The organism is Pseudomonas brassicacearum subsp. neoaurantiaca, from assembly GCF_013608025.1.
Lineage (GTDB): Bacteria > Pseudomonadota > Gammaproteobacteria > Pseudomonadales > Pseudomonadaceae > Aquipseudomonas.
This window is the reverse complement of record NZ_VDLV01000029.1, coordinates 26,754-52,651: the sequence shown is the minus strand read 5'-3', so window position 1 is coordinate 52,651 and position 25,898 is coordinate 26,754. Positions and strand designations below refer to the sequence as shown.

Below are 25,898 nucleotides of genomic sequence, written 5' to 3'. Positions count from 1 at the left end.
CGGGCATATTTAACCTCCATCTAACTGACTTTATGGATACGGAAATCAATGAACAACTCCAAGCTTTCGATTGCGCTGTCCTGTGCCGTTGCCGTTTTGATGTTGAGCGGATGCGCTGCTTCCGTGAAAAGCGGCGGGACTGAAACGCTAGTTATCCAGGAGTCAGCCAAGCAAAACCTGTTGGTGAACTTCCAGGGAAACAGCCAGGTTCAACAGAACGAGGACTGGCCTCGCTTGAAACAGGAATGGCGCGATGCCCTGCAAGTCGAAGCGACTCGCGCCGGCTATAGCCTTGCGGAAGGCCAGGCTTCGAGTCCTGGGGGCAAAGAGGGTGTCGGCATCAAGATCAACGTGAGCAATTTCCGTTATCTGACGCCTGGCGCACGTTACGGTGCAGGAGTCATGGTGGGGAATGCGTGGGTCAACTCCAGCGCAGATTACTCGGACTTGAAATCAGGCCAGCTGATCGGCACCCGAACGTACGACACGTCGTCGTCTGCCTGGGAAGGCGTCATGTCGGCGATGACCAAAGAGCAGGTAGAGGCCATTTCCCAAAAAATCATAAGCGATATCAAGAGCGCAAAAGCCAAGTAGTGCGAACTTGAAAGCGCCCGTCAACCGAGGCGGGCGAGCGAGATTATGAGACACGGACCACTCGGGCTACGCAAGCGCATGGAATAACGAGTTGTTCATAAATGATATCGGACACAGCTATGAAAAGCGGTTTTAGGATGCTCGGAGTTAGCCTCGCTAACAGAATAGTGATTTCCGCCGCTGGGTTATCGGGGCTTGTGACGATAGGACTCGTGTGGGCCTTGATACGGTTTTCGCCCGATAAGCTTACAGTCGAAGGACGTCAGCTCTTCATAGCTTCTATTTCTATTTTTTGTCTCGCCATAGGGTACTTGATATGGCGCAAGCGACGAGCGAAAGCACTTGTAGCATCCATCAACCAAAAGGAAGGTCTGAGCCTGGACGATACTCAGCTGCTCGGTTATCCAAACTCCCTGTTTTTTGCCTTTGACCTCTCCAACAAGAAACTCGCTCAATGCCAAAGCGTCACCGGCGACTATCAAATTCGAGACTTCACTTGGGTAACAGGCTGGCAGTTCGAGTGGCAACAGATTGACAGCAAGGTATCGGGCGGCGTTCTTCAAATAGTCGAAGGGGCAGGCATGAGCGTTCCAGCCGACGAAATTCGGCGCAGGTTCATAAGGTTCTCACTGGTTTTGACGGTTGCCGATACAGGGCATCCTCTCTTCCGTTTTCCAATGAACCGGAGCGCAGCTGAAGGGTGGTGTAGCCGGTGCAATGTACTTTTCAAATGCTGAATACGGGTGGATACGGGGACCGACCACGATTATGAGACGGGGCGATCCCAACTGAGCTCAAGTCGTGGTCTGTCCCCAGTTCGCCTTTTTTGGGGCGGCTTCGCCACCCAGCGGGAGCAAGCTCCCTCGCCACGGGGGCGCGGCTCAGGCAGCCAAAGGCCAACCAACGCGCGCTGCACGGCGGAGGCTGGCTTTAACAACCAAGCGGTGAAATGGGGCAATAACGAAGATGTAGGCCCGGCCCAGACGGTTGTGGCACTGGACTACGGTTGAAAACACAAGTTGGCGAGTGCCTTCTGGCTCTCCCTCTTCAGAACACAGAATCGATATCCGGAAGTCGAGGTGCTTGTCGTCCTCTCCCAAGACTATTTCGGTCTGGTTCGTGCTGTAGACCTTGAAGATTTGAATCCGATCAGCAAGTGTTGCCAAATGCTTGGCTGTCTTGAGACCAAAGCCGGCCGCGATGGTGTCTCTGACGCTCATAAGCCATCCGATCCAGGATGGTTGGTGGGAAAGGATGAATCGCGCCAGCAGATCCGGATTGCTGGACGTGCCCGCAGGGAGCCGAATTGCAAAAGCGTCCGCCAGGTTCATCGACTTGTAGAGGTGAATGACACCGGACCTCGAGGGGACCGGCACGGACGTGATGAGCTCAAATTCTCGGGGCATTGGGGATCTCTCTCCTGAGTTCTAACTACCAATTAGACGACATGCCATGTCGCTTTTTTTGTTGGGCGGTGCCCATTTCTCCTTGGCGAATACTGAGCCCGATCAAGGCATCGTATAGTGCTTGCTGCCCTGCTGGCAGAACAGGGAGTAATGTCGCACGACGCTTGTCGATATCGAACCACGATTCGATCAACCATCCCACCAGATAGAGCGCCGAAAGGCATCCACCAGCGGTTGCCACATTCCCTTGGCATACAAGCGGCTGGTCCACGGATTCGAGTCCCAGGGCTTGCAAGCCCGATCGTGCATCCGGGTGCGTAGTTGCCCGGCCGTTGAGCAGCCCAAGCCGTTCGAGAACGAAAGCTCCAGCGCAAATGGAGCCGATTCGCTGGCGCCTGGGGTCAAGTTCGAACGATGGCAGGAAATCCGGAGCGGCCAGTGCGGCGGGTATCCCGTCCTTGCCGCTGACGAACAATACCGCGTCGGCACTGTTGGCCTCGCAAAGCGGACCGTGCACTGCAACAGGCAGGCCATGGGCCGAACGAACCATAGAGCTGGAACCCAATATCCGGACGTGCCAGTCTGTGGTGTTGCGGCCCAAGATGTCCCACATCAGGAATAGGTCGATATCCGTGAACTGGTCGAAAGCAACTAGAACGATTTTCTTCAAGGCGAGCTCCATCAGAACTGCTGGCGTATGAAACGCAACGGCCATCTTTGCCGGTGTTCGCAAGGTATCAATCGGTTGCGCGCCATACACAGCCTGTATGGCGCAAAATAGGAGCGAAATAACGAATGGAAAAAATGACTCGTAACCGTTGGATCTCGGCTGGTTTTGAGGCCCTCGACCAGGTAGGGCATATTGGCGTTTCAGCCGAAAGTCTATCGCGCCGATTGAATGTGACCCGCGGATCGTTCTATCACCATTTTCGTAATCGCGAAGACTTTGTCCGTACGTTGCTGACCGTTTGGGAAGAAGACTATACGGGGCGCAGGCTCGCTTATGCGGGGGAGGGGCGTAGCGCAGGCGAAACCTTGAAACGCTACTTGAGCATTGCCGCAGAGAAACAACCTGGCCGGGAAATTTCCATCCGGGCCTGGTCGCTGCACGATCCGTTGGTTGCCGAGTTTCAGCAGCGCGTCGACACAACACGACTCGACTTCGCGATACTGACGGGCCGCCGCTTGGCTCATCTGCCAGGCGAAGCAGAAGTGATTGGTCATGTGGCCCACCTGTGCCTGATTGGCGGACAACAATCAGGGCTGCGGCGTGATGCCGCTCGCTTCAACAGTTTCCTGCATCGAGCCTTTTTCCTTTTCGAAGGGGTCTTCCACTCGTCGCGGACATAGCACTTACTATGTAAGCAAGCCCTCTCAAACGTATGCGCAGAACTGCGCTCCAGACAGGAGAGGGATTATGGTGATTGATAATAACGGTCCGGAAGCGCCATATCCGGGGCCAGATGAGAAAGCGCCTGATACAGGCAAAGAACATGGTTCCGGTCTTGAGCAGGCTGAGTCTGAGCCAAAGCAGGGCACTGGCGAGAGGCCGGAAGATTGGAATCCGCCGCCGGGAAACCCCGGATCCGACCAAGACGCCCAGACGAATCGTGGCAACGGCGGTGCGAAGTTGGCTACGGCGGACGCTGACAATTCCATGGAGCCCGGCCATTGAGCCGGGTTTTTATGGGATATGGCGTAGTTACTGATCGGAAGGTCAGCCAATTGAAACTTCCGCCATTACGAGACGATCTCCTAAGCATCGGCAACTGGAGATCTGAAATGAAGTGCTATCTATGCGAGTTGCAAGCGCAACAGTCCGAAGCGGACCAAGGCGAAAAATTCATCGACTGCCCTGACTGCGGCACCTACAAAATATCCAATCTCGTTCTGAAAGAGCTGACGAGCAAGAAGCTCGATTACCCGAAAATGCGCGATGAGTTACATCGTCAGCGGCAGTTCAATGCTACGTCTCTCGCCGAGATCAATACAGAGACGGCCATCTGGGCTTGAGCGTGGCGCTTTGCGATGCTTAGGCGCGCCGTTGGGGAGCAAGTGGTATAGGCTGCAACGCAAGAAGCCTCGACTTACCGTGAAAGAAGCGTCGACGAACATGCCCAAGAAACAGCCAGATGACAAAACGACAGCGAGTGCTGCCGAAATCGAGCGGTCTATCCTGGCGCTCAACAAGATGGCTGAGCGCCTGTGGGGAGATGGTCGGGAGGCTGAAGCGCAGGCACTTTTAGGCGCTGGATGCGTTAAACCGCGCCCTTGACCGTATAAGAATAGGGGAAAGCCGTAGGGTGCTTCATTGAAGGCCCAATAACCACTCACTAAAAGCCCTCACCTCAACCTGCCGCTCTCGCCCCGGCACGCACACCACCGTATACCGCGCCCCCGCCAAGCGAACCTCAGGGCGGTAGTCAACCAGCTCCCCACGCGCAACCGCCTCGGCCACCAATACATTACTGGCGAGTACCAGCCCGTGCCCGGCGACCGCTGCCTGCAGGGCATGCTGTTCCTCGTCATAGCGTCGGTAACGCGCGTTCTCCAGCCAGCCCAGGGTGCCGGCCTTGGCGCACCATGCAGCCCAATCGACTGCGACGTTTGCGCTGCTCAGCCATGGCACGTCGATGAGCTCGACGGGTGAGCCGACTGTGGGCGGTTGCCAGCCGGGTCGGCAATAAACGCCAAAGTATTCGTCCAGCAGCGGTTGCTCGAACAGTTGAGGATCCTGCGTGAAGAGGGCGCGAATCGCCAGGTCGATGCTGGCGTCACGTCGCAGGTCGACCACGTCGTTACTGCTGTGCAGCCTGACGTCAATCTCCGGATGCAACCGATGAAAATCGCCGAGCCGAGGTATCAGCCACAGGCTGGCGAACGCTGGCGTTGTGCTTACCACCAGGGACTGCGCGGTGCACGACGGCGATAGCATTTGCAGGCCGTGTTGGATATCGAGCAGGGCGCGGTGCAGGTATGGCTGGAGGCGCTCGCCGTCAGCGCTCAGGCGCACGTTTTGACTGGAGCGCTCGAACAGTCGCACGCCGAGGAACGCTTCCAGGGTTTTGACCTGATGGGAGATAGCTGCCGGGCTGACATTCAGTTCCTGGGCCGCCGCCTTGAAGCTGCCCAGCCGTGCGGCGGATTCGAAGCCGCGCAAAGCGGTGAGGGGCAGTTTGGCGAACATGGGCGAGGAGGTTACTCAGGTTGAGTGTGGCTCAATTTAGCTCAATTGAGCGCGGGCGCTCAACTTGCCAGGCTGTGGTTCCTTCTCAGTTCCTGGAGTCCATCGATGCAAGGCGCAGCTCGCAAAATTCTTCAGGCAATACTCTATGAGGCCGGTGGTGTGCTTTTTGTCGCGCCATCCCTTGCGCTCGTCTATGGGCAGGGCATGGCCTATTCGACCCTGCTGTCACTGGTGATTTCTGCCGTCGCGCTGGCCTGGAACATGCTTTTCAACGGCCTGTTCGAATGGTGGGAGCGTCGCCAAGCCGACCGTCATCGTAACTGGCGGCGCCGATTGCTTCATTCCCTGGGGTTCGAGGGCGGCTTGACGCTGATCCTGACGCCGGTGATAGGAGCCTGGTTGGGTATCAGCCTATGGTTGGCGCTGGTGACGAATCTGGGGTTGTTCGTGTTTTTCTTTTTTTATTCACTGGGGTTCCAGTGGGTATTCGATCGTCTGTTTGATGTTCCACTTTCGGCGCAGGTCAAAGCGAATTGATCGATCCTGTTCTGTGACGCGGCGAGAGGGAATTCATTTTTTCTAACAGGCTTATCGAGCGGCGCCAACCTACAAAAAAGCCCTACAGTCATGTAGGGCTTTTTGGCTTACTTCTTCAGTTGCCTGCGAACATCTTCGGCTCCTGCCCCAACGGCCGCGACCGCTGCCTTGAGCTCGTCTTCGGTTACGCCGAACTCTTTGGTCCAGTATCTCAGTTCCCACTCTTCGGAAGTGTTGATGCGGCTCCGGTCTCGCGGTCCGCGGTTGCTCAAGTCGTCAGCCATTTTCGAGCTCCTTGGAAGAAAGCCTGGTTATCCCAGGCGACGTCCAATAGACAATCAGGCGCGACGGTTTACGCCATTTTTATGCGTACTGACGATTAAAACCGTTATCAGAGACGCATGCCCTTGAGCGGGTTCCAGTCTTGCTCGCCTTTGATTTCTTTCAAGTAGTAGGCGTAGTTGGTCATCAGCGCGTACATCATCGACATCGCGACGTTCAGGCCCATGCTCAAAGGTCGGGGGAAATCCATGCCGATGATGGCGAAGACCACGCTCAATACGATGTTGATCGCCAGGAAGGTCCCGAGCAGGGCCAGGTTCTTCTTCCAAAGTCCGAGGACAAACAGGTAGATAGGGCCGAAGAAAAACGCAATCACGTTGGCGTTGATCAGGATTTTTTTCTTGAAGTCTGGCAGCGTCTTGACGGCTTCCTTATAGCGCGGGTCGTTTGGCGCGCCATAGGTCTCAAAGAAGTCAAAGCGTTCTTGCCATTTGGCGCTGTATTTGCCGGTGCTTTGCACGTGTTCGGGGGTGCTCATTTTTATCGTTCCTTGTTTTCCATGAAAGAATTCGTTCTCTCGAAAGACCGCGCGACTTTGAAGCAGTTTTTACTGTGCGCTTTATAAGCGTTCGCGCACGAAAATACCGCACTGGCTGTTTAGCTGACTATCTGATCTGTGATGGGCATCACGGTAGATCCTGCGGACGCAGGCAGGGCGCTTGGGAAAAGGCTAGGGAAGTCGAAGGCAGGCGAACGTGACGCGCCCGTTTTATAACGGGCGACAGGTTGATCGAATACCAGGGCAAACCGTTAAAGCACGGCCTCGGCAAAAACATGCTCCGTCGCCATCGTCAGAAAGTGCAGCGGCATTTCCTGTCCAGGTTGCGTCGATGGCATTTCAAAACTGCCCACTATCTGGCTTTGAAGCGCATTCAGCCGCATCGACTCTTCTTCCTTTAACTTTGCCATTCTCGCGTGGTTCGCTGCGATTTCGTTGAGAGTTGACACGGTACATCTCCGGTGGCTGACCAAGCGTTGAGAATTTGCTGCCGCGCCAGGAAGACGTCGTCCTGCGCTGCTAACACGGTCCGCTGCAAACCTTGAGCCAGACACGCTCGCGTGACGTTCACGAAGTTTCAAAGGCGACCAGTGGCCGTCGAGGCCGGCAACGTTTCAACCATGCCTCAGAAATAAGTCACTGATAATACAAAACCAAGTCAATCAGCCGGTCGGGCAGGGCGGCGGTGTGTGAGCAATAGCGCAAGGTCGGTCCCGTAAATGACGCAAGCGTGATATGGAACTAATATCACCGTTAGTCTCTATATCTTTACAGGGGACATCCCCTTTTTGAGAGAACTGCCATGTTCAAATCGCGCTCGTTGATTGCTGCAGTCACCTGTTTCGCCTTGGCCGCAGGCCCTGGGATCGTTGTCGCGGACCCGGGTAACGGCAAGGGAAACGCTCAATTCGATCAGGGCCAGGGACACGGTCAAGGAGGCAAAGGCGGGCAGGGCAACAAGGGCGGCCAAGGTAATAAAGGCAATCAGGGCGGCAAGGGCAACCAAGGCGGTGGCGGCGGCGATTGGCATAACGGCCCGAGCATCGATCGTGGCGGCATTCTTGGCGTGATTGGCGGTTATCGCGATTATTGGAGCCCAGGCCCGGCACTGCCGCCGGGTATACAGAAGAACCTTGCCCGGGGCAAACCGTTACCACCCGGCATCGCCAAAAAACTCGACGGGCGTTTGCTCGGGCGCCTGCCCCATTACGACGGTTATGAATGGCAGCAGGTCGGCACGGACCTGATCCTGGTGGCGATCGCCAGCGGCATCATCTATGAAGTGCTCAACGGTGCGTTCGACTGACCTGTTGTTCCAATGAAAGCGCGGCCTGTGGGAGCGAGCTTGCTCGCGATGGCGTTGTATCAGTTACCTCATCATCGGCTGAACCGACGCTATCGCGAGCAAGCTCGCTCCCACAGGATTTGCATCAGCTATCAGATTGCCGCAGGCGTTTGTACAAGGTATTTCGGCTGACCCCCAGCCGCCGCGCCAGGTGGGAAATGTTCCCGCCCACGGCCTGCAACTGACGGTTCAAATCCTCGGCATCGTTCAAATCCACCGCCAGCGGCTCAGGCGTTTCCACCGGTTCCATTTCCAGGTCGACAAAAAAGTCGTCGGGCAGATGCTCCGGGCGGATCGGCTGTTCCTCGGCCATTGCCAGGGCCACTTGCAGCACGCTGCTGACCTGTCGCAGGTTGCCCGGCCAGGGGTGGCGTTCAAACAGATCCACTACCTCACGACTCAGGCCGGCCCATTGGGTCGGTTCGCGGTGATGTTCCCAGAGGCGTTTGAACAATGCCTGCTTGTCGCTGCGTTCGCGCAGCGGCGGCAGCTCCAGGGTCAGGCCGCCGATGCGGTAGTAGAGATCTTCACGAAACCGCCCCAGTTGCACCTGTTCACGCAGCGAACGATTGGTGGCGGAGATGATGCGGATGTCCACCGCAAACAGCTCGGCGCTGCCCACCGGTTGCACGCAGCGTTCCTGCAAGACGCGCAATAGCCGGGCCTGGGTCGGCAGCGGCATGTCGCCGATCTCATCGAGGAACAACGTGCCGCGATCAGCCTTGCGGATCAGGCCGATGCTGCCCTTTTGATTGGCGCCCGTGAAGGCGCCTTTTTCGTAACCGAACAGTTCGGATTCCACCAGCTCGGCGGGAATGGCCGCGCAGTTGACCGCGATAAACGGCTGCTTGCAGCGCGAGCTGGCCTGGTGCAGAGCCTTGACGAACACTTCCTTGCCGACGCCGGTTTCGCCGTGGATCAGCAGCGGAATATCTTTCTCGAGCAGGCGTTCGGCCTGTCGCACGGCTTTTTCCACGCGGCTGTCGCCGAAATGCAAGGTGTTGAGGCTGATCCCGTTATTAGCGGGCGCTGGCGTGGGCGAGGGCGTGGGTTCAGCGAAGATGCGCGGCTTGACCGAAACCTGCTTCGGCCGTTTTAGCAGGCATTGGAAGCGATTGCGTCCGGACGCTTGCAGGGCGAAGGGGAGGCCATCGGGCTGGTTCAGCAGCTCCATCAGCGAGACCTTGAACAGGCTTTCGATGCTCACTCGCGACAGGCTCAGGCCCAGCAGATTGTCGGCGCGGCGATTGGCCGAGAGCACCTGGCCGCTCTCATCGAAAATCAGCAGCCCGGCCCATTGGCTGTCGAGGTTGTTCAGCCCGGTGTTGAACGTCAGCTGGAAATGTTCACCGCGAAACAGGTTGAGGATCAGCCGGTTCTCCACGGTCTGGCTCATCATCTTGACCATGCCCAGGGTGTGGGAGGGCGGCAGATAGCTGTCGCTGGAGACGTCCAGTACGGCGATGACCTTGCGTTCGGCGTCGAAGATCGGCGCCGCGGAACCGGTCATGAAGCGGTTGGCCTTGAGAAAATGTTCATCGTGTTCGATGTGCACCGCCTGCTCGCAGGCCAGCGCGGTGCCGATTGCGTTGGTCCCGGTGCAGCGCTCCATCCAGCTCGCGCCGGCGCTGAAGCCATGGGCCAGTTTCGGGTCGATGAAGCGCTGGGTGCCCCAGGATGTCAGGACCTGGCCTTGATGGTCGGCCAGCATGATCAGGCAATTGGAATTGCTCAGGATGTTCTCGTAGTACGGCAGGACTTCCTGGTGGGTGGTCTGCACCAATGAATGCTGGCTCTCCAGCAAATGGGCGATGCCGTCGGCCGGCAGCTGATCGAACGCGGGCACGCTCTGGTGATTCAGGCCAAAGGCGCGGCAACGGGACCAGGAAGCCTGGATGATGGCCTCGTGGGACAAGGCAGGAGCAGGTGCGGCCATGGGGCACTCTCGCAGGAGCTGTTTTTATTGTTGTGGCAAGTCTCGCACAGGTTCCTTGTGCTGGGGCAGGCCTGAATATCACTTCATACACCGATCCTTGTGGGAGCGAGCTTGCTCGCGATAGCGGTGTGTCAGTCACATTAATGCAACTGATCTACCGCTATCGCGAGCAAGCTCGCTCCCACAACGGACATGGTCAGGCTAGCCGATAGCGTTCATCCAGTGTTGTTCAAAATTGTTCATTGTCAACCTTGCCGCTGTTCAGTTGTTCATTCCTGATTGTTCACTTGTGTTCATCAACGAACGTCTTTTCCCAGCGATTCAATATAAATATCAACTTGATCAATAACTTGCAGTTTCTGGCACGGCTTTCGCTTTCCAACTCGGGTCGCTTGACTCCAAATAATAAAAAGGCCGAGCCATGTCATTAAAGCTTGAGCACATCTGTCGCACCGTCGAAGGCCAGCCTTGGATCGACGATGCCAATCTGAGTTTCGAACCCGGATCCTTCAACGTCCTGTTGGGCCGCACGCTGTCCGGCAAGACCAGCCTCATGCGCCTGATGGCCGGTCTGGACAAGCCCGACAGCGGCCGCATCCTGATGAACGGCGTCGACGTCACCCACCGCCCGGTGCGGCTGCGCAACGTGTCGATGGTTTACCAGCAGTTCATCAATTACCCGACCATGACCGTTTTCGAAAACATTGCCTCGCCGTTGCGCCAGGGCGGTGTGTCCGAAGACATCATCCAGGGCAAAGTCCTGGAAACCGCAAAAATGTTGCGGATCGAGAAATTCCTCAAGCGCCATCCGCTGGAATTGTCAGGCGGTCAGCAGCAACGCACGGCGATGGCCCGGGCGCTGGTCAAGGACGCCGAGCTGATCCTGTTCGATGAGCCGCTGGTGAACCTGGACTACAAGCTGCGTGAAGAGCTGCGCCAGGAAATGCGCGAACTGTTCCAGGCCCGCCACACCATCGCTGTCTACGCCACCACCGAGCCCAACGAAGCACTTGCCTTGGGCGGCACCACGACGATTCTTCACGAAGGCCGGGTGATCCAGAGCGGCAAGTCTTCTTCGGTCTATCACCAGCCACAAACCGTGCTGGCCGCCGAGTTGTTTTCCGAACCACCGATCAACCTCATGCCCGGGCGCATTGCCGGCAATGAGGTCAGCTTCGCCAATTTTGTCCACTTCCCGCTGAACGTCGACCTGCGCCCGGTGGGCGAGGGCGAGTTCCGTTTTGGCGTGCGCCCCAGCCATATCTCACTGGTGCCGAGCAACGACGACGACCTCGAACTGGCCGTGACCGTCGAGGTGGCCGAGATCAGCGGCTCGGAAACGTTCCTGCATGTGCGCAACGAACATTTCCTGTTGGTGCTGCATTTGCCGGGCGTGCATGAATACGACGTCGACGCGCCGATCCGCATCTACATCCCGACCCATAAACTGTTTGTCTTCGACGCCCAGGGCAAGCTGGTCCAAGCCCCGGGCCAGCGTATTGCGAGGGTTGCCTGATGGCCGAAATTCGTTTGCAGAACCTCGCCCACAGCTACACCAGCACCCCGGCGGGCCCCGAGGATTACGCGATCCGCGAGATGAACCACATCTGGGAGCAGGGCGGCGCCTACGCGTTGCTCGGGCCTTCGGGCTGCGGCAAGTCCACGTTGCTCAACATCATTTCCGGCTTGCTCAGCCCTTCCGAAGGGCAGGTGATGTTTGACAGCAAAGTCGTCAACGAGCTGACCCCGGAGCGGCGCAACATTGCCCAGGTGTTCCAGTTCCCGGTGGTCTACGACACCATGACGGTGTTCGACAACCTGGCCTTCCCGCTGCGCAACCAGGGCATGGCCGAGGCGCGAATCCACACCAAGGTGCAGGAAATCGCCGAGGTTCTCGACCTGCAGAATCTGCTGGATAAGAAGGCCCGCAACCTCACCGCCGACGAAAAACAGAAAGTCTCCATGGGCCGTGGCCTGGTGCGTGACGATGTGTCGGCGATCCTGTTCGACGAGCCGCTGACGGTGATCGACCCGCACCTGAAATGGAAGCTGCGGCGCAAGCTCAAGCAGATTCACGAGCAGTTCAACATCACCATGGTCTACGTCACCCACGACCAGTTGGAAGCCTCGACCTTCGCCGACAAGATCGCCGTGATGTACGGCGGCCAGATCGTGCAGTTCGGCACCCCGCGGGACTTGTTCGAACGGCCGAGCCACACCTTCGTCGGCTACTTCATCGGCAGCCCGGGGATGAACCTGATCGAGGTCACGGCACAACCCGGTGGCGTCGGCTTTGGATCGACCCACTTGCCCTTGTCCGAAACCTTGCAACGGCGTGTCGCTGAGGCCGAGGGTAAAAGTCTGAAGGTCGGCATCCGCCCCGAGTTCGTGCATGTCTGGGATGGCCCTTACGACGACGCCATGCGCGCCGATGTCGTGCATGTCGAAGACCTGGGCACCTACAAGATCCTGACCCTCAACCTCGATGGCGCGCCGCTGAAAGTGCGCCTGGCCGAAGACAAACCGGTGCCGGAAGGCACGGCGTACATCAGTTTCCCGGCCCAGTGGCTGATGGTCTATGCCGATGAATATTTGCTTGAACCTGTAGGCGAGGTGCAGCCATGAACAAGGTGCAGAACAACAAAGCCTGGTGGCTGGTGTTGCCGGTGTTCCTGCTGGTGGCCTTCAGTGCCGTGATCCCGATGATGACCGTCGTCAACTATTCGGTGCAGGACATCTTCGACCAGTCGAGCCGTTATTTCGTCGGCGCCGACTGGTACAAGCAGGTGCTGCTCGATCCCCGCTTGCACGATTCGCTGCTGCGCCAGTTCATCTACTCGGCGTGCGTGCTGCTGATCGAAATCCCCCTGGGCATCGCCATCGCCCTGACCATGCCGACCAAGGGCAAGTGGTCGTCCCTGGTGCTGATCATCCTGGCGATCCCGTTGCTGATCCCGTGGAACGTGGTCGGCACCATCTGGCAGATTTTCGGCCGTGCCGACATCGGCTTGCTGGGTTCGGCGCTCAATGGGCTGGGCATCAACTACAACTATGCGGCTAACACCATGGATGCCTGGGTGACAGTGCTGGTGATGGACGTCTGGCATTGGACATCGCTGGTGGCGCTGCTGTGCTATTCGGGGCTGCGAGCGATTCCCGACGTGTACTACCAGGCGGCGCGGATCGACCGGGCGTCGAACTGGGCCGTGTTCCGCCACATCCAGTTGCCGAAGATGAAGAGCGTGCTGCTGATCGCCGTGATGCTGCGCTTCATGGACAGCTTCATGATCTACACCGAGCCGTTCGTACTCACCGGCGGCGGGCCGGGCAATGCCACCACGTTCCTTAGCCAGACCTTGACGCAGATGGCTATCGGTCAATTCGACCTGGGCCCGGCGGCGGCGTTTTCCCTGGTGTACTTCCTGATCATTCTGTTGGTGTCCTGGCTGTTCTACACCGCCATGACGCACTCCGACGCCAACCGTTGAGGCCCGCACAATGAGCAACCGAAAGCTGATCCCGCTTCTGATCTACATCCTGTTCCTGCTGGTGCCCATCTACTGGCTGCTGAACATGTCGTTCAAGAGCAATACCGAGATCCTTGGCGGCCTGACCCTGTGGCCGCACGATTTCACGTTCCACAACTACAAGGTGATCTTCACCGACCCGAGCTGGTACACCGGGTACCTGAACTCGCTGTACTACGTGAGCCTGAACACGGTTATTTCCCTGGCGGTCGCGTTGCCGGCGGCCTATGCGTTTTCCCGTTATCGGTTCCTCGGCGACAAGCACCTGTTCTTCTGGCTGCTGACCAACCGCATGGCGCCACCGGCAGTGTTCCTGTTGCCGTTCTTCCAGTTGTATTCGTCGATCGGGTTGTTCGACACCCATATCGCCGTGGCCTTGGCCCACTGCCTGTTCAACGTGCCGCTGGCGGTGTGGATCCTTGAAGGGTTCATGTCTGGGGTGCCGAAAGAAATTGACGAGACGGCCTACATTGACGGCTACAGTTTCCCCAAGTTCTTCGCCAAGATCTTCGTCCCGTTGATCGGTTCCGGCATCGGCGTGACGGCGTTTTTCTGCTTCATGTTTTCCTGGGTCGAGTTGTTGCTGGCGCGCACGCTCACGTCGGTGAATGCCAAGCCGATCGCGGCGGTCATGACCCGCACCGTATCGGCGTCGGGTATCGATTGGGGCGTGCTGGCGGCGGCGGGGGTGTTGACCATCCTGCCGGGCATGCTGGTGATCTGGTTCGTTCGCAACCACGTGGCCAAGGGCTTTGCCCTGGGCCGGGTCTGAGGAGTCGATGATGGAATGGATGAACTGGACCGCCCCCACGGCGGCATTCTTCGGCGTCATCGCCTTGTTCCTGGCAGGCATGACCGCTTGGGAATTGCGTTCGCCGAGCATCCCTCGGCGTGGTTTTCTGCCGATTGTCACGACCCGTGGCGATCGGTTGTTTATCGGTCTTCTCGGTAGCGCCTACCTGCATCTGCTGGTAATCGGCGCCACCGACTGGAGCATCTGGATAGCGTTCGCGTTGTCTTGGGTGTGGCTGTTGGCAGTGATGCGGTGGGGCTAAGTGGCCTGTGTGGCTAATTCGTGCACTCAACTTCGGCGCCAGTGCTCGCCAGGCTGCGTTGCCATTCCTCGCCGTAGCGGGCTACGACTCGTCATGGCGCCTTGCCTGGCAAGCACTGGCACTCGAATTTGAGTACTCGAATTAACCGTACAGGCCACGTCGACAACTCGACGATCAGGCTCTTAAACCCAAACAGGAGGTCTCTATGTTCGATAAAAACAATAAGCTGCGACATAGCGTTTCATTGGCAGCCATGCTGGCACTCAGCGGGCTGAGCGCTACGGCCTGGGCCGACGCCTATGAAGACGCCGCAAAAAAATGGATCGGCAGTGAATTCAAGCCGTCGACCCTGACGGACGCCCAGCAGCTCGAAGAACTCAAATGGTTCATCAAGGCATCCGAGCCGTTTCGCGGGATGAAGATCAACGTGGTGTCGGAAACCCTCACCACGCACGAATACGAATCCAAGGTACTGGCCAAGGCCTTCACCGAAATCACCGGTATCCAATTGACCCACGACCTGCTGCAAGAAGGCGACGTCGTGGAAAAAATGCAGACGGTGATGCAGTCGGACAAGAATATCTATGACGGCTGGGTCAACGACTCGGACCTGATCGGTACGCACTTTCGCTACGGCAAGACCGAATCGATCACCGACCTGATGGCCAACGAAGGCAAGAACTACACCTCGCCGACACTGGACATCAAGGACTTCATCGGCATTTCCTTCACCACCGCGCCGGACGGCAAGATCTATCAACTGCCCGACCAGCAATTCGCCAACCTGTACTGGTTCCGCGCCGACTGGTTCGAGCGCGCGGACCTGAAGGCCAAGTTCAAGGAAAAGTACGGCTACGAGCTGGGCGTACCGGTGAACTGGTCGGCCTATGAAGACATCGCCAAGTTCTTCTCCGAGGACGTCAAGGAGATCGACGGCAAGCGCATCTACGGGCACATGGACTACGGCAAGAAAGATCCGTCCCTGGGCTGGCGCTTCACCGATGCCTGGTTCTCCATGGCTGGCGGCGGTGACAAAGGCCTGCCTAACGGGTTGCCGGTGGACGAGTGGGGCATTCGCGTCGAAGACTGCCATCCGGTCGGCTCCAGCGTCACCCGTGGCGGCGACACCAACGGCCCTGCCGCCGTGTTCGCCACCACCAAATACGTGGACTGGCTGAAGAAATACGCACCACCGGAAGCGGCGGGCATGACCTTCTCCGAGTCCGGCCCGGTGCCGTCCCAGGGCAACATCGCCCAGCAGATCTTCTGGTACACCGCGTTCACCGCCGACATGACCAAGCCGGGCCTGCCGGTGGTGAACGCCGACGGCACGCCGAAATGGCGCATGGCGCCTTCGCCACGCGGTCCGTATTGGGAGCAGGGCATGAAGCTGGGGTATCAGGACGTGGGTTCCTGGACGTTCATGAAGTCCACGCCTGAGAAGCAGAAGCTCGCGGCCTGGCTCTATGCACAGTTCGTGACGTCGAAAACCGTGTCGCTGAAAAAGACCATCGTCGGTTTGACGCCGATTCGCGAGTCGGACATCAACTCCCAGGCGATGACCGACCTGGCACCGAAACTCGGTGGCCTGGTGGAGTTCTACCGCAGCCCGGCCCGCGTGCAATGGACCCCGACCGGGACCAACGTGCCGGACTATCCGCGCCTGGCGCAACTGTGGTGGAGCCACATCGCCGAAGCGGCCAGCGGCGAGAAGACGCCACAGCAGGCCCTCGATGGCTTGGCCAAGGACCAGGACGCGATCATGACGCGCCTGGAACGCTCCAAGGCCCAGGCCACCTGCGCGCCTAAGATGAACCCTGAGCGCGACGCGCAATACTGGTTCGACCAGCCGGGCGCACCGAAGCCGAAACTGGCGAACGAGAAGCCTAAAGGTGAAACCGTGAGCTACACCGAGCTGTTGAAATCTTGGGAGGCGGCGCGCAAGTAACCTTGTACCGGCCATAAAAAACGGCACCGAAAGGTGCCGTTTTTTATTACCCAGGATATGAAGTAACCCAATCCCCTGTGGGAGCGAGCTTGCTCGCGATAGCGGTGGTTCAGTTTGCATCCATGTAAATGTGCCGCCGCCATCGCGAGCAAGCTCGCTCCCACAGGTGGTTGTGGATCAACCCGCTTTGTCCGGCCTGGCCTGGGCGTTTCCAGCCACCGGCGAGGGGGTACTTTTCATCAACGCGTCCAGCGCCTGCCGATACGTCCGGCCTGCCAGGCTCATGCTGTTGTTATGCGTGGCTCCGGGCACCAGCAGCAAACGCTTGGGTTCCCGGGCGGCGTTGAACAACTGTCCGCTGAAGCGGGGGGGCACGTAGCGGTCGGCCGCACCATGGACAATCAACAGCGGCATGTTGATCTCGCCGATCTTGTCGATGGAGTCGAACTTCTGCGAGAGCAACCAGCGCACCGGCAAGGACGTGTCGGCCATGGCGGTGGCGACATCGCCCAGCGATGTAAATGTGGATTCGATCACCAGGCCTCGGGCCGGCACCGGGGTGCCGTTGCTTGCAGCCTCCTGACCCAGTTCCGCCGCCAGGTCCACCGCGACGGCGCCACCCAGCGAATGACCGTAGATCAGCCGCAGGGCCGGATCCGGTTGCAACACTTCGAGACGCTTCCAGGCGACTCGCGCATCTTCGTAGACGCTGGCTTCCGACGGCAGGTCCCCCTGACTCTTGCCGAAGCCACGGTAATCGATTGCCAGCACCGAATAGCCCAGCGCCCTTAATTGCTGGATGCGAAACAATTGCCCGGTCAGGTTCCAGCGCACACCGTGCAGGTACAGGATGGCCGGTGCGTTCTTGCGTTCAGCCGGCCACCACCAGCCATGGATATTTTCTCCAGCCTTGAAATGCTTGGGCTTGAGATCGAATTCCTGTAGACCGCTGGGAAGGCCATTGAACCAGCTCGCCGTCCCCGGCTCGATGCGAAACACCAGCTCTCGCTCCTTGTGCTGCAACGCCGCGCAGCCCACGGGCAGGCCGACCACCATTGCGATCATCAACGACCAGGCCAGCCAACGCCGTTTGAAGCGAGAAAATAAAAATGCGGGCATCGATGGGATTCGCTACTGGGATAGATGCTGCGTTTTAGCAGATTCTCTGGATCGCGCGCAGGGTTTTCGGACAGCTTGCCCGTGGCGAGGGAGCTGGTTCCCGCTGGGTCGCGTAGCGGCCCCCGATGGAATGACACTTGCGCCTTGAACACGCATCGATCTTTGGCGACTGCTGCGCAGCCGAGCGGGAGCAAGCTCCCTCGCCACGAAGGCCTCGCTGTTCTCAAAGGGTCACCGCAACCCGATCGAACTCTCGCCGTTTCGCCCCACTCGAAAATTCGACAACCATCACATTGAGGACGACGTCATGACGATCGAGCATTCAAAAGGACAGACCCAACCTGGCAACAACGCACCTGCGAAAGACGCTTCTGGCGAGCCGGTGAACGTGGTCGAGCGCGACGTTCGCCAGCCTGATCCTGCTACTGAGGACGTGGACAAGACGATCACGCCTAAGTCGATCAAGAGCCACGAACAGGACGCCGAAAAACTACATGACAAGGTCGCCCAGGTGGAGAAAAAGCTCGGCCGATAGACGACGCTGTCATTCGTCCGGAGCGCATCTTTGGCGGCTGGAAAATACTTTGCCCGTGTGCCTTACTCCTTGTTCCTTAGGGGGAGGGCAACGGGATGCGACGTAGAAGCGCACAGTATTGGCTTTGGGTGAACAGCCGGTTGCCGGGTCGCAACCACGAAGAAATGCTCGAGGACGGCACGCAGGTCGAGGTCCAGACGCGGATCAACCAGCAGAGCATCACACAGGTTTTCGTCTGTGTTTATCGGCCGAACGGCTCCGTCTGGGTCGAGGAATTCCATGACCGCGCCGTGCGTGAACCGCTTCCCCAGGCGCTGGAGTGGGGCCTGGATCGGGCGCGGGAAATCGTCGCCGGTACGGCAGGCTTCAAGGCACCTCACCGGATCCAGACGACCCTTGGGCCCTTGATCCAGGACGAGTGCGCCCTGGCGCTCAGGCGCATGGACATGAGCGTTGAAGAACGACACAGGCTCAAGGCCCGGGATGCATGGATTGAATACCTGAATGCCAAGGCCGCGATGCTGGCGTTGATGCGTTCGGCCCGGGTCGATGCCATGGTGTGGGAGGCGCAAAAACGTCGGCTGCGTGAAGCCATCGATCGCCGCGCCTCGCTGGCGCGGGTGAGCCTGGGTCACTGAAACACGACAACCCCTGTGGCGAGGGAGCTTGCTCCCGTTGGGCGCGGAGCGCCCCCTCGGTTTCGGTTTCGGCATCGCCTCGCCGGGGCCGCTGCGCAGCCCAGCGGGAGCAAGCTCCCTCGCCACAGGCATGCATACCATCCTCAGTGCACATCGCCCAGTTCAACCAACACGAACCTGCGCCCATTCTCGCCATATCCCACCTTCGGCACTCCTGCCAGGCGCTGGTGCAGTATTTGGGTCAGTGAGCTGCCCGGTACCAGACTGGCGTCACCGAAATCACCGTCCAGTTCCAGCGGATGGACGATGACTTCCAGCGAGCCGTGGCTCGGCGGCGCGGCGTGGTCAAGGTCCGCTGGTGTGCAGACGTAGTCGGCGGTCGCGCCGCAGAGCCGGCGCAGGCGATGATTGAACAATGTCTTGAAGACGCGCTTGGGCACGCTCAGGTTGGCCCCCAGGTTGCGCGCCAGCCGCACAGGTACGCCGTGTCGCGCGGCGAAACGCGCCACCAGTTCTCCGACGGGCCAGATGTTGTGCACGTGCTGATGCGAGTCCAAGTGGCTGGGACGCAGGCCACGGTCCAGGCAATACTGCCACTGGGCCTGGAGCTCTTCTTCCACCGCTGCCAGATCTCGCGACCCAAGGCGTAGGCAGTATCGCGAGAGGTTCAGGTCGAACTCGCCGGCGGCATTGCAAAATCTTTTCCGTGACTTGATCGCCTGGCTCAGCGGCATTCCATAACTGAGGTTGAAATGCAGCCCAACGCGGCCTTCAAGCAATGGGTGGCGGGACAGTTCACACGCCTGGTCGAACCCCGGCATATTGGCCATTGCCGTGGCGGAGCTGATCACGCCGGCCTCGAAAGCTCGCAGGATGAGTTCGTTTTCACTGAGGCTTAGCCCGAAGTCGTCAGCGTTGACGATCACTTGGCGAGGCATGCGTATTCTCCTGGTGCTTGGTGGAAGACGATGCCGTCGTCGCGGTTGGTTTGGCCTTGCGCTTGCCGAGCCAGGGTTTCAGGCTCTTCCATAGCCGCAAGGCAAACCCCAGGAGCAAACCATCGGGTTGCCAGGAATAAAAACTCCAACGCCAGTGTTCCAGTTGTCCGGTCATGCGTTCATGCAGTTGGTGGCTGGAGTTTTCCAGGCTGACGCGCGACGCATCGACCCACCGCCAGTTTTCGTCCAGCCCCCAGCGAATCCACTCTTCGAGCAATACCCGGCCGCTGCCCAGGTCGGCGTGTTGCGGCAGGAACGCCAGGTTGTAGTCATACAGCCGGCCTTGGTCCAACAGGCCGAGGCGATAGCTGATGCACTCGCCGTTCAGCTCCAGCATCACCACTCGCACCAGGCCTTGGGCGGCGAGGGCGGTGAAGGCGAGGTTCATCCATTGCCGGCGAAGGGGGTTGGCGAAGATGCCGACGCCTTCCTCGCCTTTCCAACTGGCATCCTCGACATCGGCCAGGGCGCGCAACAGTTGCCCCATACTGATGGCGTCTGGCGTTATCCGACGGATCTCGGCACCACAAGCCGCGATTCGCTTGCGCGCTCGACGCAGCTTGTAGCGTGGATCGCCAGAAATCTCCTCATGGTCGCTTTCAGTGATCAGGTGCACCGGAACCCGGCAACTGAGGCGCCGCTCTCCGGTGGAACTCAGCGCCATCCAGGCGCTGAGGACGCTTTGCTCCCCGACGGGCTCGATCACTTCATTGATTTGCAGCAACGCGTGAGGCAAATGCTGACGGATCTGCATCAACGCCTGGCCCATGCCTTCGGCGTCCATGCGCGCCAGCAGGGCGATGCGGTCGGCCATTGGAAAACCCAAATGACGCAACACCCGGAACCGCAGCCCGCCGATACGTTCCAGTCCTGATATCAGGGGCAGGCAGAAGCACAAGGTCTGGTCCTGCCAGCCCAGCAGGATATGCAGTTGCTGCTCCGGCACCAGGGCGAATTCCGCCGCTTGCAGCCAGGCCAGGGTGTTGAACGGTGTTGCGTCGGCCACCTGCGTTCGCAGCTGTTCATAAGCTGTTGCAGGGAAATCCTCTGCGCCCAGGGAGCGACACCATTGGAACCGGATCGCCATGGACGTCAGGCCGCTGCTGTCGAGGTAACCGGCTGGGCCGGTTTACGAAAGCCGTCCAGCACAGAACCGCGGTAAAGCGTGTTGCGAAAGAACCTCCAATGACCGAACAGGCGATACACGTGGGTGATCTTGCCGCGCTCCTGGAAGCCCATGCGGATATGCATCTTGATCGCCTGGACGTTCTGCAAATCGCAGACATCGACCATCGTGTGACAACCCTGGTCCGCCATGACTTTCCACACCTCCAACTGCATGTCCGCCGAGATGCTGGTGCCCCAATATTGACGAATGGCCTCGCCACCGAACTGAAAGTACTCGCCAGGCTTGATCGGAAAATTGCAGCGGTAGAAATGACGGTCGAAATAGTCCCGGGTACTGGCCCAGGCGAACCCTACGCTGTCGCCCTGATCATCCAGGTACATCAAGCCTGTGTAGCCTTCGGCCGCCAACTCGCGCATGGTTTCGACGCGGTCGCCGAAGTGCCGGGCAAACGCATCGGCATTGGCGACTGTGATGGATTCCAGGCGCATCGGTGGGTAGGGCTTGAGGTTGTGCGGGGGGAGCGGGGTCCGTATATCGTGCTCCAGCCACACCAGTCGGGTGTGGGAAAAGATATAGCGTCTGGATAGCTGCCTTAGGACGGCGCGCAGACCTTTTTTGTGGATGCGATCACGCAATGTTTGCAAAGTGTTCATGGTGCCTCCTGACGGGTGGCGGGTTGGGGTGAAAGCGGCGCTGTCCAACCGAGGGCGAACACGGTTTCCCCTGGCAGGAGAAAGCCGACCTGGCCGGCCTTGCAATCAAACGGAACGTTGTGGCTGCGGTTGTCCGGGCCGAAATACAGCAGGCTCATGCCTGGCTGGGGGCAGGCCGTGCCGTCGAGGCTGACCTGATGGGCTCGCGTGCTTTTGTTCACGCCCAGCAGGTTGCGTTGCTTGCCGGTGGCCATGGCCAGTACGTCGACTTCAAACGCGTCGTTGTCCAGGTGCAGCACCTGGTCGAGCCAGTGCTGCTGGATGAACTGCTGGGCCAGGCCTACGGGCTTGAGTTCGAAGCGCTCATTGTCCAGCACCCGCACCATGCCCTTGGGGTATTCAGGTTCGTCGGCGAGCATGAACCAGTTGAGCATGTCGAGCCATCCATCCGCAGAGGCGTTGATCGCTACCGAGGTCCACCACAAGGCGGCGTAGTGGGTTTCCTGGTCGTAAGGGCTCAGGCTCGAGCCGCTGGACATGTTGGTCTGGTCCAATAGCAAAGCCTTGCGGGGCCGGCCCTGGCTGTCCAGTCCCACCAGGTTGGCGGCCTGACGGACGCTGTCGCGGTAGACCCGGGTCGCCAGCAGGTCGCGGATCATCCATTCATGCCAGGCCAGGGCGTCGATCTGGTCGCCGGACGTCGCGAGCAGGCGCCGTGCCCAGTCGATCCCGCGCTTGTCAGCTGCATTGTCGGTAAAGGGGCCATTGGTGAACCGGGAGCTGGCGGGTATGGCAATGCGGACACCGGCGCGTGCGTTGGCGGGATCGGCGCGGACCTGGGCAGCCATGCTTTGGAACACTTGCTGGAAACTGGCGAAGTCCGGGTAGTTCAGGTTGGGCTCATCGGCAAAACTGAGGTAGTGGACGCCGTTGTCGCTCGATGCTCGGGTCGACATGAGCCAGGCTTGCAGGCCGCTGAGACTGGTCCGGTCGGCCTGCAGATCCGCCCGGCGCTGACTGGCGGCCAACAGGGTAATGTCTTGGCTGATGCCGAAGCGCCCCCGGTACAAGCGTCGGAAAGCATCTTCGTGATTGACCTTGGCCGCCATGACATCAACGAAGCTGTAGAGGGTAGCCGCCTGGGGTTTGAGCGCATCGAGCACCGCGTAGCTGGAGGGCGGCAGTAATTCATAGGGCAGGTATATGCCCAGCTTGGGGGTCGTGCCGAGCGCCTCGTCGTGCAGCGTCAGATGGGTCTGCCCCGGATCCTGGCGCACCGGTTGCAAGTGCGCCGGGTCTTGGGCGAACAGGTTGGCGGTGCCGTCCAGCCAGAACGCGACCTTGCCGTTGCCTTGCAGATGCAGGCGCCAGATTTGGTCCGTGTCCGCCACCGGGAGGGCCACCTGATCGAATTGCCAATAGGCCCGCTGTGGCTTGAGATTCAGTTGCAACTGTTTTCCGTCCGCAACCCGCCGGGCTTGCAACGCATGTACGCCGCCGTGGAACTTGCCTGCCAGCACCGCCTGTTCGCCGGCCGCCACTTTGAAATACAGCTCATCGCCATCGTGGGCTTCAGCGCTGAAATGCACCTTGGCCGGGGCGAACAGGGCACGGGTGCGCGCGTCGTGTTCGACGCTGTAGCGCCGGAAACTGTAGCCGGGAATTTCCAACCGGTAACTGGCGGCACCCGGCAGCAGCGGCCATTGCTGCTCGCCACGGGTCTGATCCGCCTTGACCAGGCGCTCACCCGCCAATCGCCCATGGCCGTCGAGCAGATACAGATGTTCGGCATTGGCCTCGGCTTGCCAGGCGGGCACCCAGCGGACGGTGACGGTGTCCGGGCGGTCGGTTTGCAGATACAGGCTGCCGTCACGGATGCCGGTCCATTGCATGGCCGCTGCTTGGGCCGAGCAAGCCAATACCAGAAGACATAGACCCGCCGCGATTCTCCTCTGTGGGAGCGAGCCTGCTCGCGAAGAGGCCGTCACCTTCAACATCATCGCAAACTGACCCACCGCTTTCGCGAGCAGGCTCGCTCCCACAGTGGATCTTCGGTGGATGCAGATGTCATGTTCGCCACCGGACCCTGTGGGAGCGAGCTTGCTCGCGATGGCGGCTTGGCTGGCGACGCTGTTCACGCGGATTTCCCCAGCAACATCTGACGCATCGGCAGCAGATCGCTGGGCAGGATAATCAACGTCTGCCACAACGCCACGCCGCTGAGGCGGCAATACATGACGAGCATCGGCAGGGTCACGCCCAGGTACGCAATGGACGAAGCGGCGGCAGCGCCAACGATGCCGTAGCGCGGAATCAGGACAACGTTCAGCGCCAGGTTCAATAGCGCACCCACGCCCATCAACAACGAAACGCTACCGGGTCGGTTCTTGCCCAGCAGGTCCAGGCGCAGGATGCTCGCATAGCACAACCCGAACACCCCTGGCAGCAGCGCCAGCAGGGCCGGGTACGCCGGTTGATAGGCGCTGCCGAATAGGGTGACGATCAGCCATTCGCCGACCAGTGCCATGCCCAGGCAGGCGCCCAGCATGGCGGTGGCGGTCAGGCGCAAGGCCAACGGGGTCAGGCGCTTCATATCGGTGTCTTGCTGCAGGAGCCTTTTCATCAGCGGCGTGGTGACCGCTTCCGGGACGATATGCAGCAGTTCCGCGGCGGCGCTGGCCATGGCGTAGTGTCCCAGCGCCGTGCTGCCCAGCAGTGCGCCGATGAACAGGTAGTCCGAGCGCATCATCAATTGCTGGAACAGGATGTCCGGGTGACTGCGGACACCGTAATGCAACAGTTCGTTCTGGCCGGTGCGGTCCCAGCGCAGGGTGATCGAATGATCGCGACGCAACCACATCCAACCTGCCAGCACCACCAGGCTCAGGCCCGCCAGCCAGCTGATCAGCGCTGCTTCCAGCGCCGTGTCTTTCCATATCCAGAACAGCGCCACGAAGAGCAACAGCGGCACCAGGGATTCCATCAGCCGCAAGGCGTTGAACGCGCCAACCCCGCCGGAGGCGTTGTGCAGCGTCAGCAGGCCGCTCTTGAGTACCGCCAGCGGTACGGCCAGCAACAGCAGCCAGGCCAGCAGCCCCAGTTGTACGGCGATGTCCAGTTCGGCGCCGAACTCACGTACCAGCGCCACCACCAGCAACGTCAGCAGTCCCGCCAGGAGGCAACCGAAGACCAGTACATGGCTGAGCAGCAGGCTCATCGAGCGGTGCTGCGCCGCCTGATAACCCACGGCGGAATTCAGCCCGCCACTGGTGATGGCGCTGATCAGGTCCGGCAGGGTGCTGAGCAGCGCCAACAGCCCGCGTTCGCTGGGCCCCAGGATCCGTGCCAGCAAGACGTTGCGCAACAGGCGCAGGCAGAGCATCGCCAGGCTTGTGCCCATGCTCAACACCAGGAGCTTGAGGTAACGTGCGCGGTTCATGAGCGGGCTCCTCGACGAATGCGCCAAGCCAACAATTCCGGGTGGCAGGCGTTGCGTTGGCTGACGCCGAAACGCGGCAGGTTCAGCGGGTCGCCGTCATGGCGATACAGTCCGGCCTGGGTGCCCAGTGCGAACGGAAAACCGTGGGCTGCCACCTGTTCGCGCACACGGACGTCATTGTCGCCGTTGGGGTAGCAATACACCGGCAAGGGCTGGGCGCAGCCATTCTCCAGGGCTGTCCAGCTGCGGGTCAGTTCCTCGTGCAGGCGCTGGTCGTCGAGCCCGGTCAGAATCGCGTGGCTGGCGCCATGGGGGCCGAAGCGGACCAGGCCGGAATCTTCCAGCATGCGCACCTGGGGCCAGTCCAGCGCCTGGGGCTGGGCTCCGTGCGGGCAGGCTTCGGTGAGGTCGCTCAAGGTGCGCGCATCGAGGGTCTTGAGGCTTTGCAGATAGTGCAGCAACGCCAGGCTGCGGCGTTCGTCGTCGATATCATCGAGCAGTACCGGCAGCGGCCGGCCGGCATGCTGCAAATGCTCGATCAGCGAATGCCGTGCTACCTGCCCATGGCTGCCCCACAGGGTTTCGCCGATGCTTTCCCACCAGAAGTGCTGGCGACTGCCGACGAAATCGGTGGACAGGAAAATGCTCGCCGGCACCTGGTATTGGCGCAGCAGGGGAAAGGCGTTCATGGCGTTGTCACGCCAGCCATCGTCGAAGGTCAGGGCCACCCGCGGACGGTTCGGAACGCTTTCAGGGTCGGCCAGCAGCAACGTCATCAGGGGCACGCATTCAAAATGCCGTTGCAGCCAGATCAGCAAATGTTCGAATGCGTCGGGCCCCACGCACAGCTCATTGCGATGGGGCAGTTCGGCAGCACGGTCGTTGTTCAGCACCCGGTGCAGCATCAGGATGACGCCGGCGCCACGCAACGGATGGCGACCCAGGGACGTGTTCAGGTACAGCCAGCCGCCGGTGCGCTTGAAAACGTATTTGATCGACATCGGCCGTCTC

28 protein-coding genes and 1 pseudogene are annotated in these 25,898 nt (G+C 59.7%); 15 read left to right on the top strand and 14 right to left on the bottom strand.

Annotated features, from left to right (window positions below):
* Positions 1–48 precede the first annotated feature (48 nt).
* Positions 49–594, top strand: a complete 546-nt coding sequence (locus FHK92_RS16515; RefSeq protein WP_181289001.1) for a DUF4410 domain-containing protein — start codon at positions 49–51, stop codon at positions 592–594.
* Positions 595–713: 119 nt separating this feature from the next.
* A complete protein-coding gene (locus FHK92_RS16510; RefSeq protein WP_181289000.1) occupies positions 714–1,331 on the top strand; it encodes a hypothetical protein in 618 nt (205 codons plus the stop codon).
* Between the two features lie 144 nt (positions 1,332–1,475).
* On the opposite strand, the gene FHK92_RS16505 is transcribed toward FHK92_RS16510, so the two are convergent.
* Together FHK92_RS16505 and FHK92_RS16500 are read right to left on the bottom strand one after the other, a co-directional pair.
* Positions 1,476–2,000 (bottom strand): DUF2867 domain-containing protein, encoded by a 525-nt coding sequence (locus FHK92_RS16505; RefSeq protein ID WP_181288999.1) that lies wholly within the window; start codon positions 1,998–2,000, stop codon positions 1,476–1,478.
* A 25-nt stretch (positions 2,001–2,025) separates the two neighbouring features.
* The gene (locus FHK92_RS16500) at positions 2,026–2,670 is read right to left on the bottom strand and encodes a DJ-1/PfpI family protein (RefSeq protein WP_181288998.1); all 645 of its coding nucleotides are present in this window, start codon (positions 2,668–2,670) and stop codon (positions 2,026–2,028) included.
* A gap of 125 nt (positions 2,671–2,795) precedes the next feature.
* On the opposite strand from FHK92_RS16500, the gene FHK92_RS16495 reads away from it, so the two are divergent.
* The 3 genes and pseudogenes from FHK92_RS16495 to FHK92_RS16485 all read left to right on the top strand — a co-directional run bounded on the left by FHK92_RS16495 (position 2,796) and on the right by FHK92_RS16485 (position 4,315).
* Complete coding sequence (locus tag FHK92_RS16495; protein WP_181288997.1) at positions 2,796–3,350, top strand: TetR/AcrR family transcriptional regulator; 555 nt, start codon at positions 2,796–2,798, stop codon at positions 3,348–3,350.
* A gap of 321 nt (positions 3,351–3,671) precedes the next feature.
* On the top strand, positions 3,672–4,013 hold the full coding sequence (locus FHK92_RS16490) for a hypothetical protein (protein ID WP_181288996.1): 342 nt from the start codon (positions 3,672–3,674) through the stop codon (positions 4,011–4,013).
* Between the two features lie 100 nt (positions 4,014–4,113).
* Positions 4,114–4,315: pseudogene (locus FHK92_RS16485) on the top strand (hypothetical protein).
* On the opposite strand, the gene FHK92_RS16480 reads toward FHK92_RS16485, so the two are convergent.
* Positions 4,309–5,187: a LysR substrate-binding domain-containing protein gene (locus FHK92_RS16480; RefSeq protein WP_181288995.1), complete on the bottom strand. Its 879-nt coding sequence runs from the start codon at positions 5,185–5,187 to the stop codon at positions 4,309–4,311. The pseudogene FHK92_RS16485 and the gene FHK92_RS16480 sit on opposite strands and share 7 nt — an antisense overlap.
* A 105-nt stretch (positions 5,188–5,292) precedes the next feature.
* Here FHK92_RS16480 and FHK92_RS16475 point away from each other — a divergent pair, with 105 nt between their 5' ends.
* On the top strand, positions 5,293–5,724 hold the full coding sequence (locus FHK92_RS16475) for a PACE efflux transporter (RefSeq protein WP_181288994.1): 432 nt from the start codon (positions 5,293–5,295) through the stop codon (positions 5,722–5,724).
* A 107-nt stretch (positions 5,725–5,831) separates the two neighbouring features.
* Here the strand turns inward: FHK92_RS16475 and FHK92_RS16470 are convergent, their stop codons facing one another.
* The 3 genes from FHK92_RS16470 to FHK92_RS16460 all read right to left on the bottom strand — a co-directional run bounded on the left by FHK92_RS16470 (position 5,832) and on the right by FHK92_RS16460 (position 7,014).
* A complete protein-coding gene (locus FHK92_RS16470; protein WP_181288993.1) occupies positions 5,832–6,008 on the bottom strand; it encodes a DUF3606 domain-containing protein in 177 nt (58 codons plus the stop codon).
* Between the two features lie 107 nt (positions 6,009–6,115).
* Entirely contained in the window at positions 6,116–6,544 is a 429-nt protein-coding gene (locus tag FHK92_RS16465) for a DUF2628 domain-containing protein (RefSeq protein ID WP_181288992.1), read from the bottom strand.
* A 272-nt stretch (positions 6,545–6,816) separates the two neighbouring features.
* The gene (locus FHK92_RS16460) at positions 6,817–7,014 is read right to left on the bottom strand and encodes a hypothetical protein (RefSeq protein ID WP_181288991.1); all 198 of its coding nucleotides are present in this window, start codon (positions 7,012–7,014) and stop codon (positions 6,817–6,819) included.
* Positions 7,015–7,367: 353 nt separating this feature from the next.
* On the opposite strand from FHK92_RS16460, the gene FHK92_RS16455 reads away from it, so the two are divergent.
* Positions 7,368–7,871 (top strand): anti-virulence regulator CigR family protein, encoded by a 504-nt coding sequence (locus tag FHK92_RS16455; protein ID WP_181288990.1) that lies wholly within the window; start codon positions 7,368–7,370, stop codon positions 7,869–7,871.
* Between the two features lie 124 nt (positions 7,872–7,995).
* Here FHK92_RS16455 and FHK92_RS16450 read toward each other — a convergent pair whose 3' ends face one another.
* A complete protein-coding gene (locus FHK92_RS16450) occupies positions 7,996–9,846 on the bottom strand; it encodes a sigma-54-dependent Fis family transcriptional regulator (RefSeq protein WP_181288989.1) in 1,851 nt (616 codons plus the stop codon).
* A gap of 421 nt (positions 9,847–10,267) precedes the next feature.
* Here FHK92_RS16450 and FHK92_RS16445 point away from each other — a divergent pair, with 421 nt between their 5' ends.
* The 6 genes from FHK92_RS16445 to FHK92_RS16420 all read left to right on the top strand — a co-directional run bounded on the left by FHK92_RS16445 (position 10,268) and on the right by FHK92_RS16420 (position 16,376).
* Positions 10,268–11,362, top strand: a complete 1,095-nt coding sequence (locus tag FHK92_RS16445) for an ABC transporter ATP-binding protein (RefSeq protein WP_181288988.1) — start codon at positions 10,268–10,270, stop codon at positions 11,360–11,362.
* A complete protein-coding gene (locus FHK92_RS16440) occupies positions 11,362–12,471 on the top strand; it encodes an ABC transporter ATP-binding protein (RefSeq protein ID WP_181288987.1) in 1,110 nt (369 codons plus the stop codon). Before FHK92_RS16445 ends, FHK92_RS16440 begins: the two co-directional genes overlap by 1 nt.
* Positions 12,468–13,334, top strand: coding sequence for a carbohydrate ABC transporter permease (locus tag FHK92_RS16435; RefSeq protein WP_181288986.1), 867 nt, complete (start codon positions 12,468–12,470; stop codon positions 13,332–13,334). The genes FHK92_RS16440 and FHK92_RS16435 overlap by 4 nt, the downstream gene beginning before the upstream one ends.
* Before the next feature lie 10 nt (positions 13,335–13,344).
* Positions 13,345–14,145, top strand: a complete 801-nt coding sequence (locus FHK92_RS16430) for a carbohydrate ABC transporter permease (protein ID WP_181288985.1) — start codon at positions 13,345–13,347, stop codon at positions 14,143–14,145.
* 10 nt (positions 14,146–14,155) lie between these two features.
* Positions 14,156–14,428: a DUF2160 domain-containing protein gene (locus FHK92_RS16425; RefSeq protein ID WP_181288984.1), complete on the top strand. Its 273-nt coding sequence runs from the start codon at positions 14,156–14,158 to the stop codon at positions 14,426–14,428.
* 205 nt (positions 14,429–14,633) lie between these two features.
* A complete protein-coding gene (locus FHK92_RS16420) occupies positions 14,634–16,376 on the top strand; it encodes an ABC transporter substrate-binding protein (protein WP_181288983.1) in 1,743 nt (580 codons plus the stop codon).
* 177 nt (positions 16,377–16,553) lie between these two features.
* On the opposite strand, the gene FHK92_RS16415 is transcribed toward FHK92_RS16420, so the two are convergent.
* A complete protein-coding gene (locus tag FHK92_RS16415) occupies positions 16,554–17,495 on the bottom strand; it encodes an alpha/beta hydrolase (protein ID WP_375154613.1) in 942 nt (313 codons plus the stop codon).
* Between the two features lie 307 nt (positions 17,496–17,802).
* On the opposite strand from FHK92_RS16415, the gene FHK92_RS16410 reads away from it, so the two are divergent.
* Complete coding sequence (locus FHK92_RS16410) at positions 17,803–18,030, top strand: hypothetical protein (RefSeq protein ID WP_181288982.1); 228 nt, start codon at positions 17,803–17,805, stop codon at positions 18,028–18,030.
* 95 nt (positions 18,031–18,125) lie between these two features.
* The gene (locus FHK92_RS16405) at positions 18,126–18,668 is read left to right on the top strand and encodes a hypothetical protein (RefSeq protein ID WP_181288981.1); all 543 of its coding nucleotides are present in this window, start codon (positions 18,126–18,128) and stop codon (positions 18,666–18,668) included.
* Positions 18,669–18,811: 143 nt separating this feature from the next.
* On the opposite strand, the gene FHK92_RS16400 is transcribed toward FHK92_RS16405, so the two are convergent.
* From FHK92_RS16400 to FHK92_RS16375, 6 genes are all read right to left on the bottom strand, one after another.
* The gene (locus FHK92_RS16400) at positions 18,812–19,606 is read right to left on the bottom strand and encodes a ChbG/HpnK family deacetylase (protein ID WP_181288980.1); all 795 of its coding nucleotides are present in this window, start codon (positions 19,604–19,606) and stop codon (positions 18,812–18,814) included.
* Entirely contained in the window at positions 19,578–20,753 is a 1,176-nt protein-coding gene (locus FHK92_RS16395) for a GNAT family N-acetyltransferase (protein WP_181288979.1), read from the bottom strand. The genes FHK92_RS16400 and FHK92_RS16395 overlap by 29 nt, the downstream gene beginning before the upstream one ends.
* A gap of 5 nt (positions 20,754–20,758) precedes the next feature.
* Positions 20,759–21,448, bottom strand: a complete 690-nt coding sequence (locus tag FHK92_RS16390; RefSeq protein WP_181288978.1) for a GNAT family N-acetyltransferase — start codon at positions 21,446–21,448, stop codon at positions 20,759–20,761.
* A complete protein-coding gene (locus FHK92_RS16385; protein WP_181288977.1) occupies positions 21,445–23,340 on the bottom strand; it encodes a hypothetical protein in 1,896 nt (631 codons plus the stop codon). The genes FHK92_RS16390 and FHK92_RS16385 overlap by 4 nt, the downstream gene beginning before the upstream one ends.
* 242 nt (positions 23,341–23,582) lie before the next feature.
* On the bottom strand, positions 23,583–24,887 hold the full coding sequence (locus FHK92_RS16380) for an oligosaccharide flippase family protein (RefSeq protein WP_181288976.1): 1,305 nt from the start codon (positions 24,885–24,887) through the stop codon (positions 23,583–23,585).
* On the bottom strand, positions 24,884–25,888 hold the full coding sequence (locus tag FHK92_RS16375) for a polysaccharide deacetylase family protein (RefSeq protein WP_181288975.1): 1,005 nt from the start codon (positions 25,886–25,888) through the stop codon (positions 24,884–24,886). The genes FHK92_RS16380 and FHK92_RS16375 overlap by 4 nt, the downstream gene beginning before the upstream one ends.
* Positions 25,889–25,898 lie beyond the last annotated feature (10 nt).

Coding starts and splice junctions, on each gene's coding strand:
- FHK92_RS16445 (WP_181288988.1), top strand. CDS start 10,268: ATGTCATTAAAGCTTGAGCACATCTGTCGCACCGTCGAAGGCCAGCCT.
- FHK92_RS16450 (WP_181288989.1), bottom strand. CDS start 9,846: ATGGCCGCACCTGCTCCTGCCTTGTCCCACGAGGCCATCATCCAGGCT.
- FHK92_RS16385 (WP_181288977.1), bottom strand. CDS start 23,340: ATGCAATGGACCGGCATCCGTGACGGCAGCCTGTATCTGCAAACCGAC.
- FHK92_RS16425 (WP_181288984.1), top strand. CDS start 14,156: ATGGAATGGATGAACTGGACCGCCCCCACGGCGGCATTCTTCGGCGTC.
- FHK92_RS16495 (WP_181288997.1), top strand. CDS start 2,796: ATGGAAAAAATGACTCGTAACCGTTGGATCTCGGCTGGTTTTGAGGCC.
- FHK92_RS16375 (WP_181288975.1), bottom strand. CDS start 25,888: ATGTCGATCAAATACGTTTTCAAGCGCACCGGCGGCTGGCTGTACCTG.
- FHK92_RS16440 (WP_181288987.1), top strand. CDS start 11,362: ATGGCCGAAATTCGTTTGCAGAACCTCGCCCACAGCTACACCAGCACC.
- FHK92_RS16415 (WP_375154613.1), bottom strand. CDS start 17,495: ATGCCCGCATTTTTATTTTCTCGCTTCAAACGGCGTTGGCTGGCCTGG.
- FHK92_RS16410 (WP_181288982.1), top strand. CDS start 17,803: ATGACGATCGAGCATTCAAAAGGACAGACCCAACCTGGCAACAACGCA.
- FHK92_RS16515 (WP_181289001.1), top strand. CDS start 49: ATGAACAACTCCAAGCTTTCGATTGCGCTGTCCTGTGCCGTTGCCGTT.
- FHK92_RS16475 (WP_181288994.1), top strand. CDS start 5,293: ATGCAAGGCGCAGCTCGCAAAATTCTTCAGGCAATACTCTATGAGGCC.
- FHK92_RS16395 (WP_181288979.1), bottom strand. CDS start 20,753: ATGGCGATCCGGTTCCAATGGTGTCGCTCCCTGGGCGCAGAGGATTTC.
- FHK92_RS16400 (WP_181288980.1), bottom strand. CDS start 19,606: ATGCCTCGCCAAGTGATCGTCAACGCTGACGACTTCGGGCTAAGCCTC.
- FHK92_RS16465 (WP_181288992.1), bottom strand. CDS start 6,544: ATGAGCACCCCCGAACACGTGCAAAGCACCGGCAAATACAGCGCCAAA.
- FHK92_RS16380 (WP_181288976.1), bottom strand. CDS start 24,887: ATGAACCGCGCACGTTACCTCAAGCTCCTGGTGTTGAGCATGGGCACA.
- FHK92_RS16430 (WP_181288985.1), top strand. CDS start 13,345: ATGAGCAACCGAAAGCTGATCCCGCTTCTGATCTACATCCTGTTCCTG.
- FHK92_RS16455 (WP_181288990.1), top strand. CDS start 7,368: ATGTTCAAATCGCGCTCGTTGATTGCTGCAGTCACCTGTTTCGCCTTG.
- FHK92_RS16505 (WP_181288999.1), bottom strand. CDS start 2,000: ATGCCCCGAGAATTTGAGCTCATCACGTCCGTGCCGGTCCCCTCGAGG.
- FHK92_RS16510 (WP_181289000.1), top strand. CDS start 714: ATGAAAAGCGGTTTTAGGATGCTCGGAGTTAGCCTCGCTAACAGAATA.
- FHK92_RS16420 (WP_181288983.1), top strand. CDS start 14,634: ATGTTCGATAAAAACAATAAGCTGCGACATAGCGTTTCATTGGCAGCC.
- FHK92_RS16390 (WP_181288978.1), bottom strand. CDS start 21,448: ATGAACACTTTGCAAACATTGCGTGATCGCATCCACAAAAAAGGTCTG.
- FHK92_RS16470 (WP_181288993.1), bottom strand. CDS start 6,008: ATGGCTGACGACTTGAGCAACCGCGGACCGCGAGACCGGAGCCGCATC.
- FHK92_RS16480 (WP_181288995.1), bottom strand. CDS start 5,187: ATGTTCGCCAAACTGCCCCTCACCGCTTTGCGCGGCTTCGAATCCGCC.
- FHK92_RS16405 (WP_181288981.1), top strand. CDS start 18,126: ATGCGACGTAGAAGCGCACAGTATTGGCTTTGGGTGAACAGCCGGTTG.
- FHK92_RS16435 (WP_181288986.1), top strand. CDS start 12,468: ATGAACAAGGTGCAGAACAACAAAGCCTGGTGGCTGGTGTTGCCGGTG.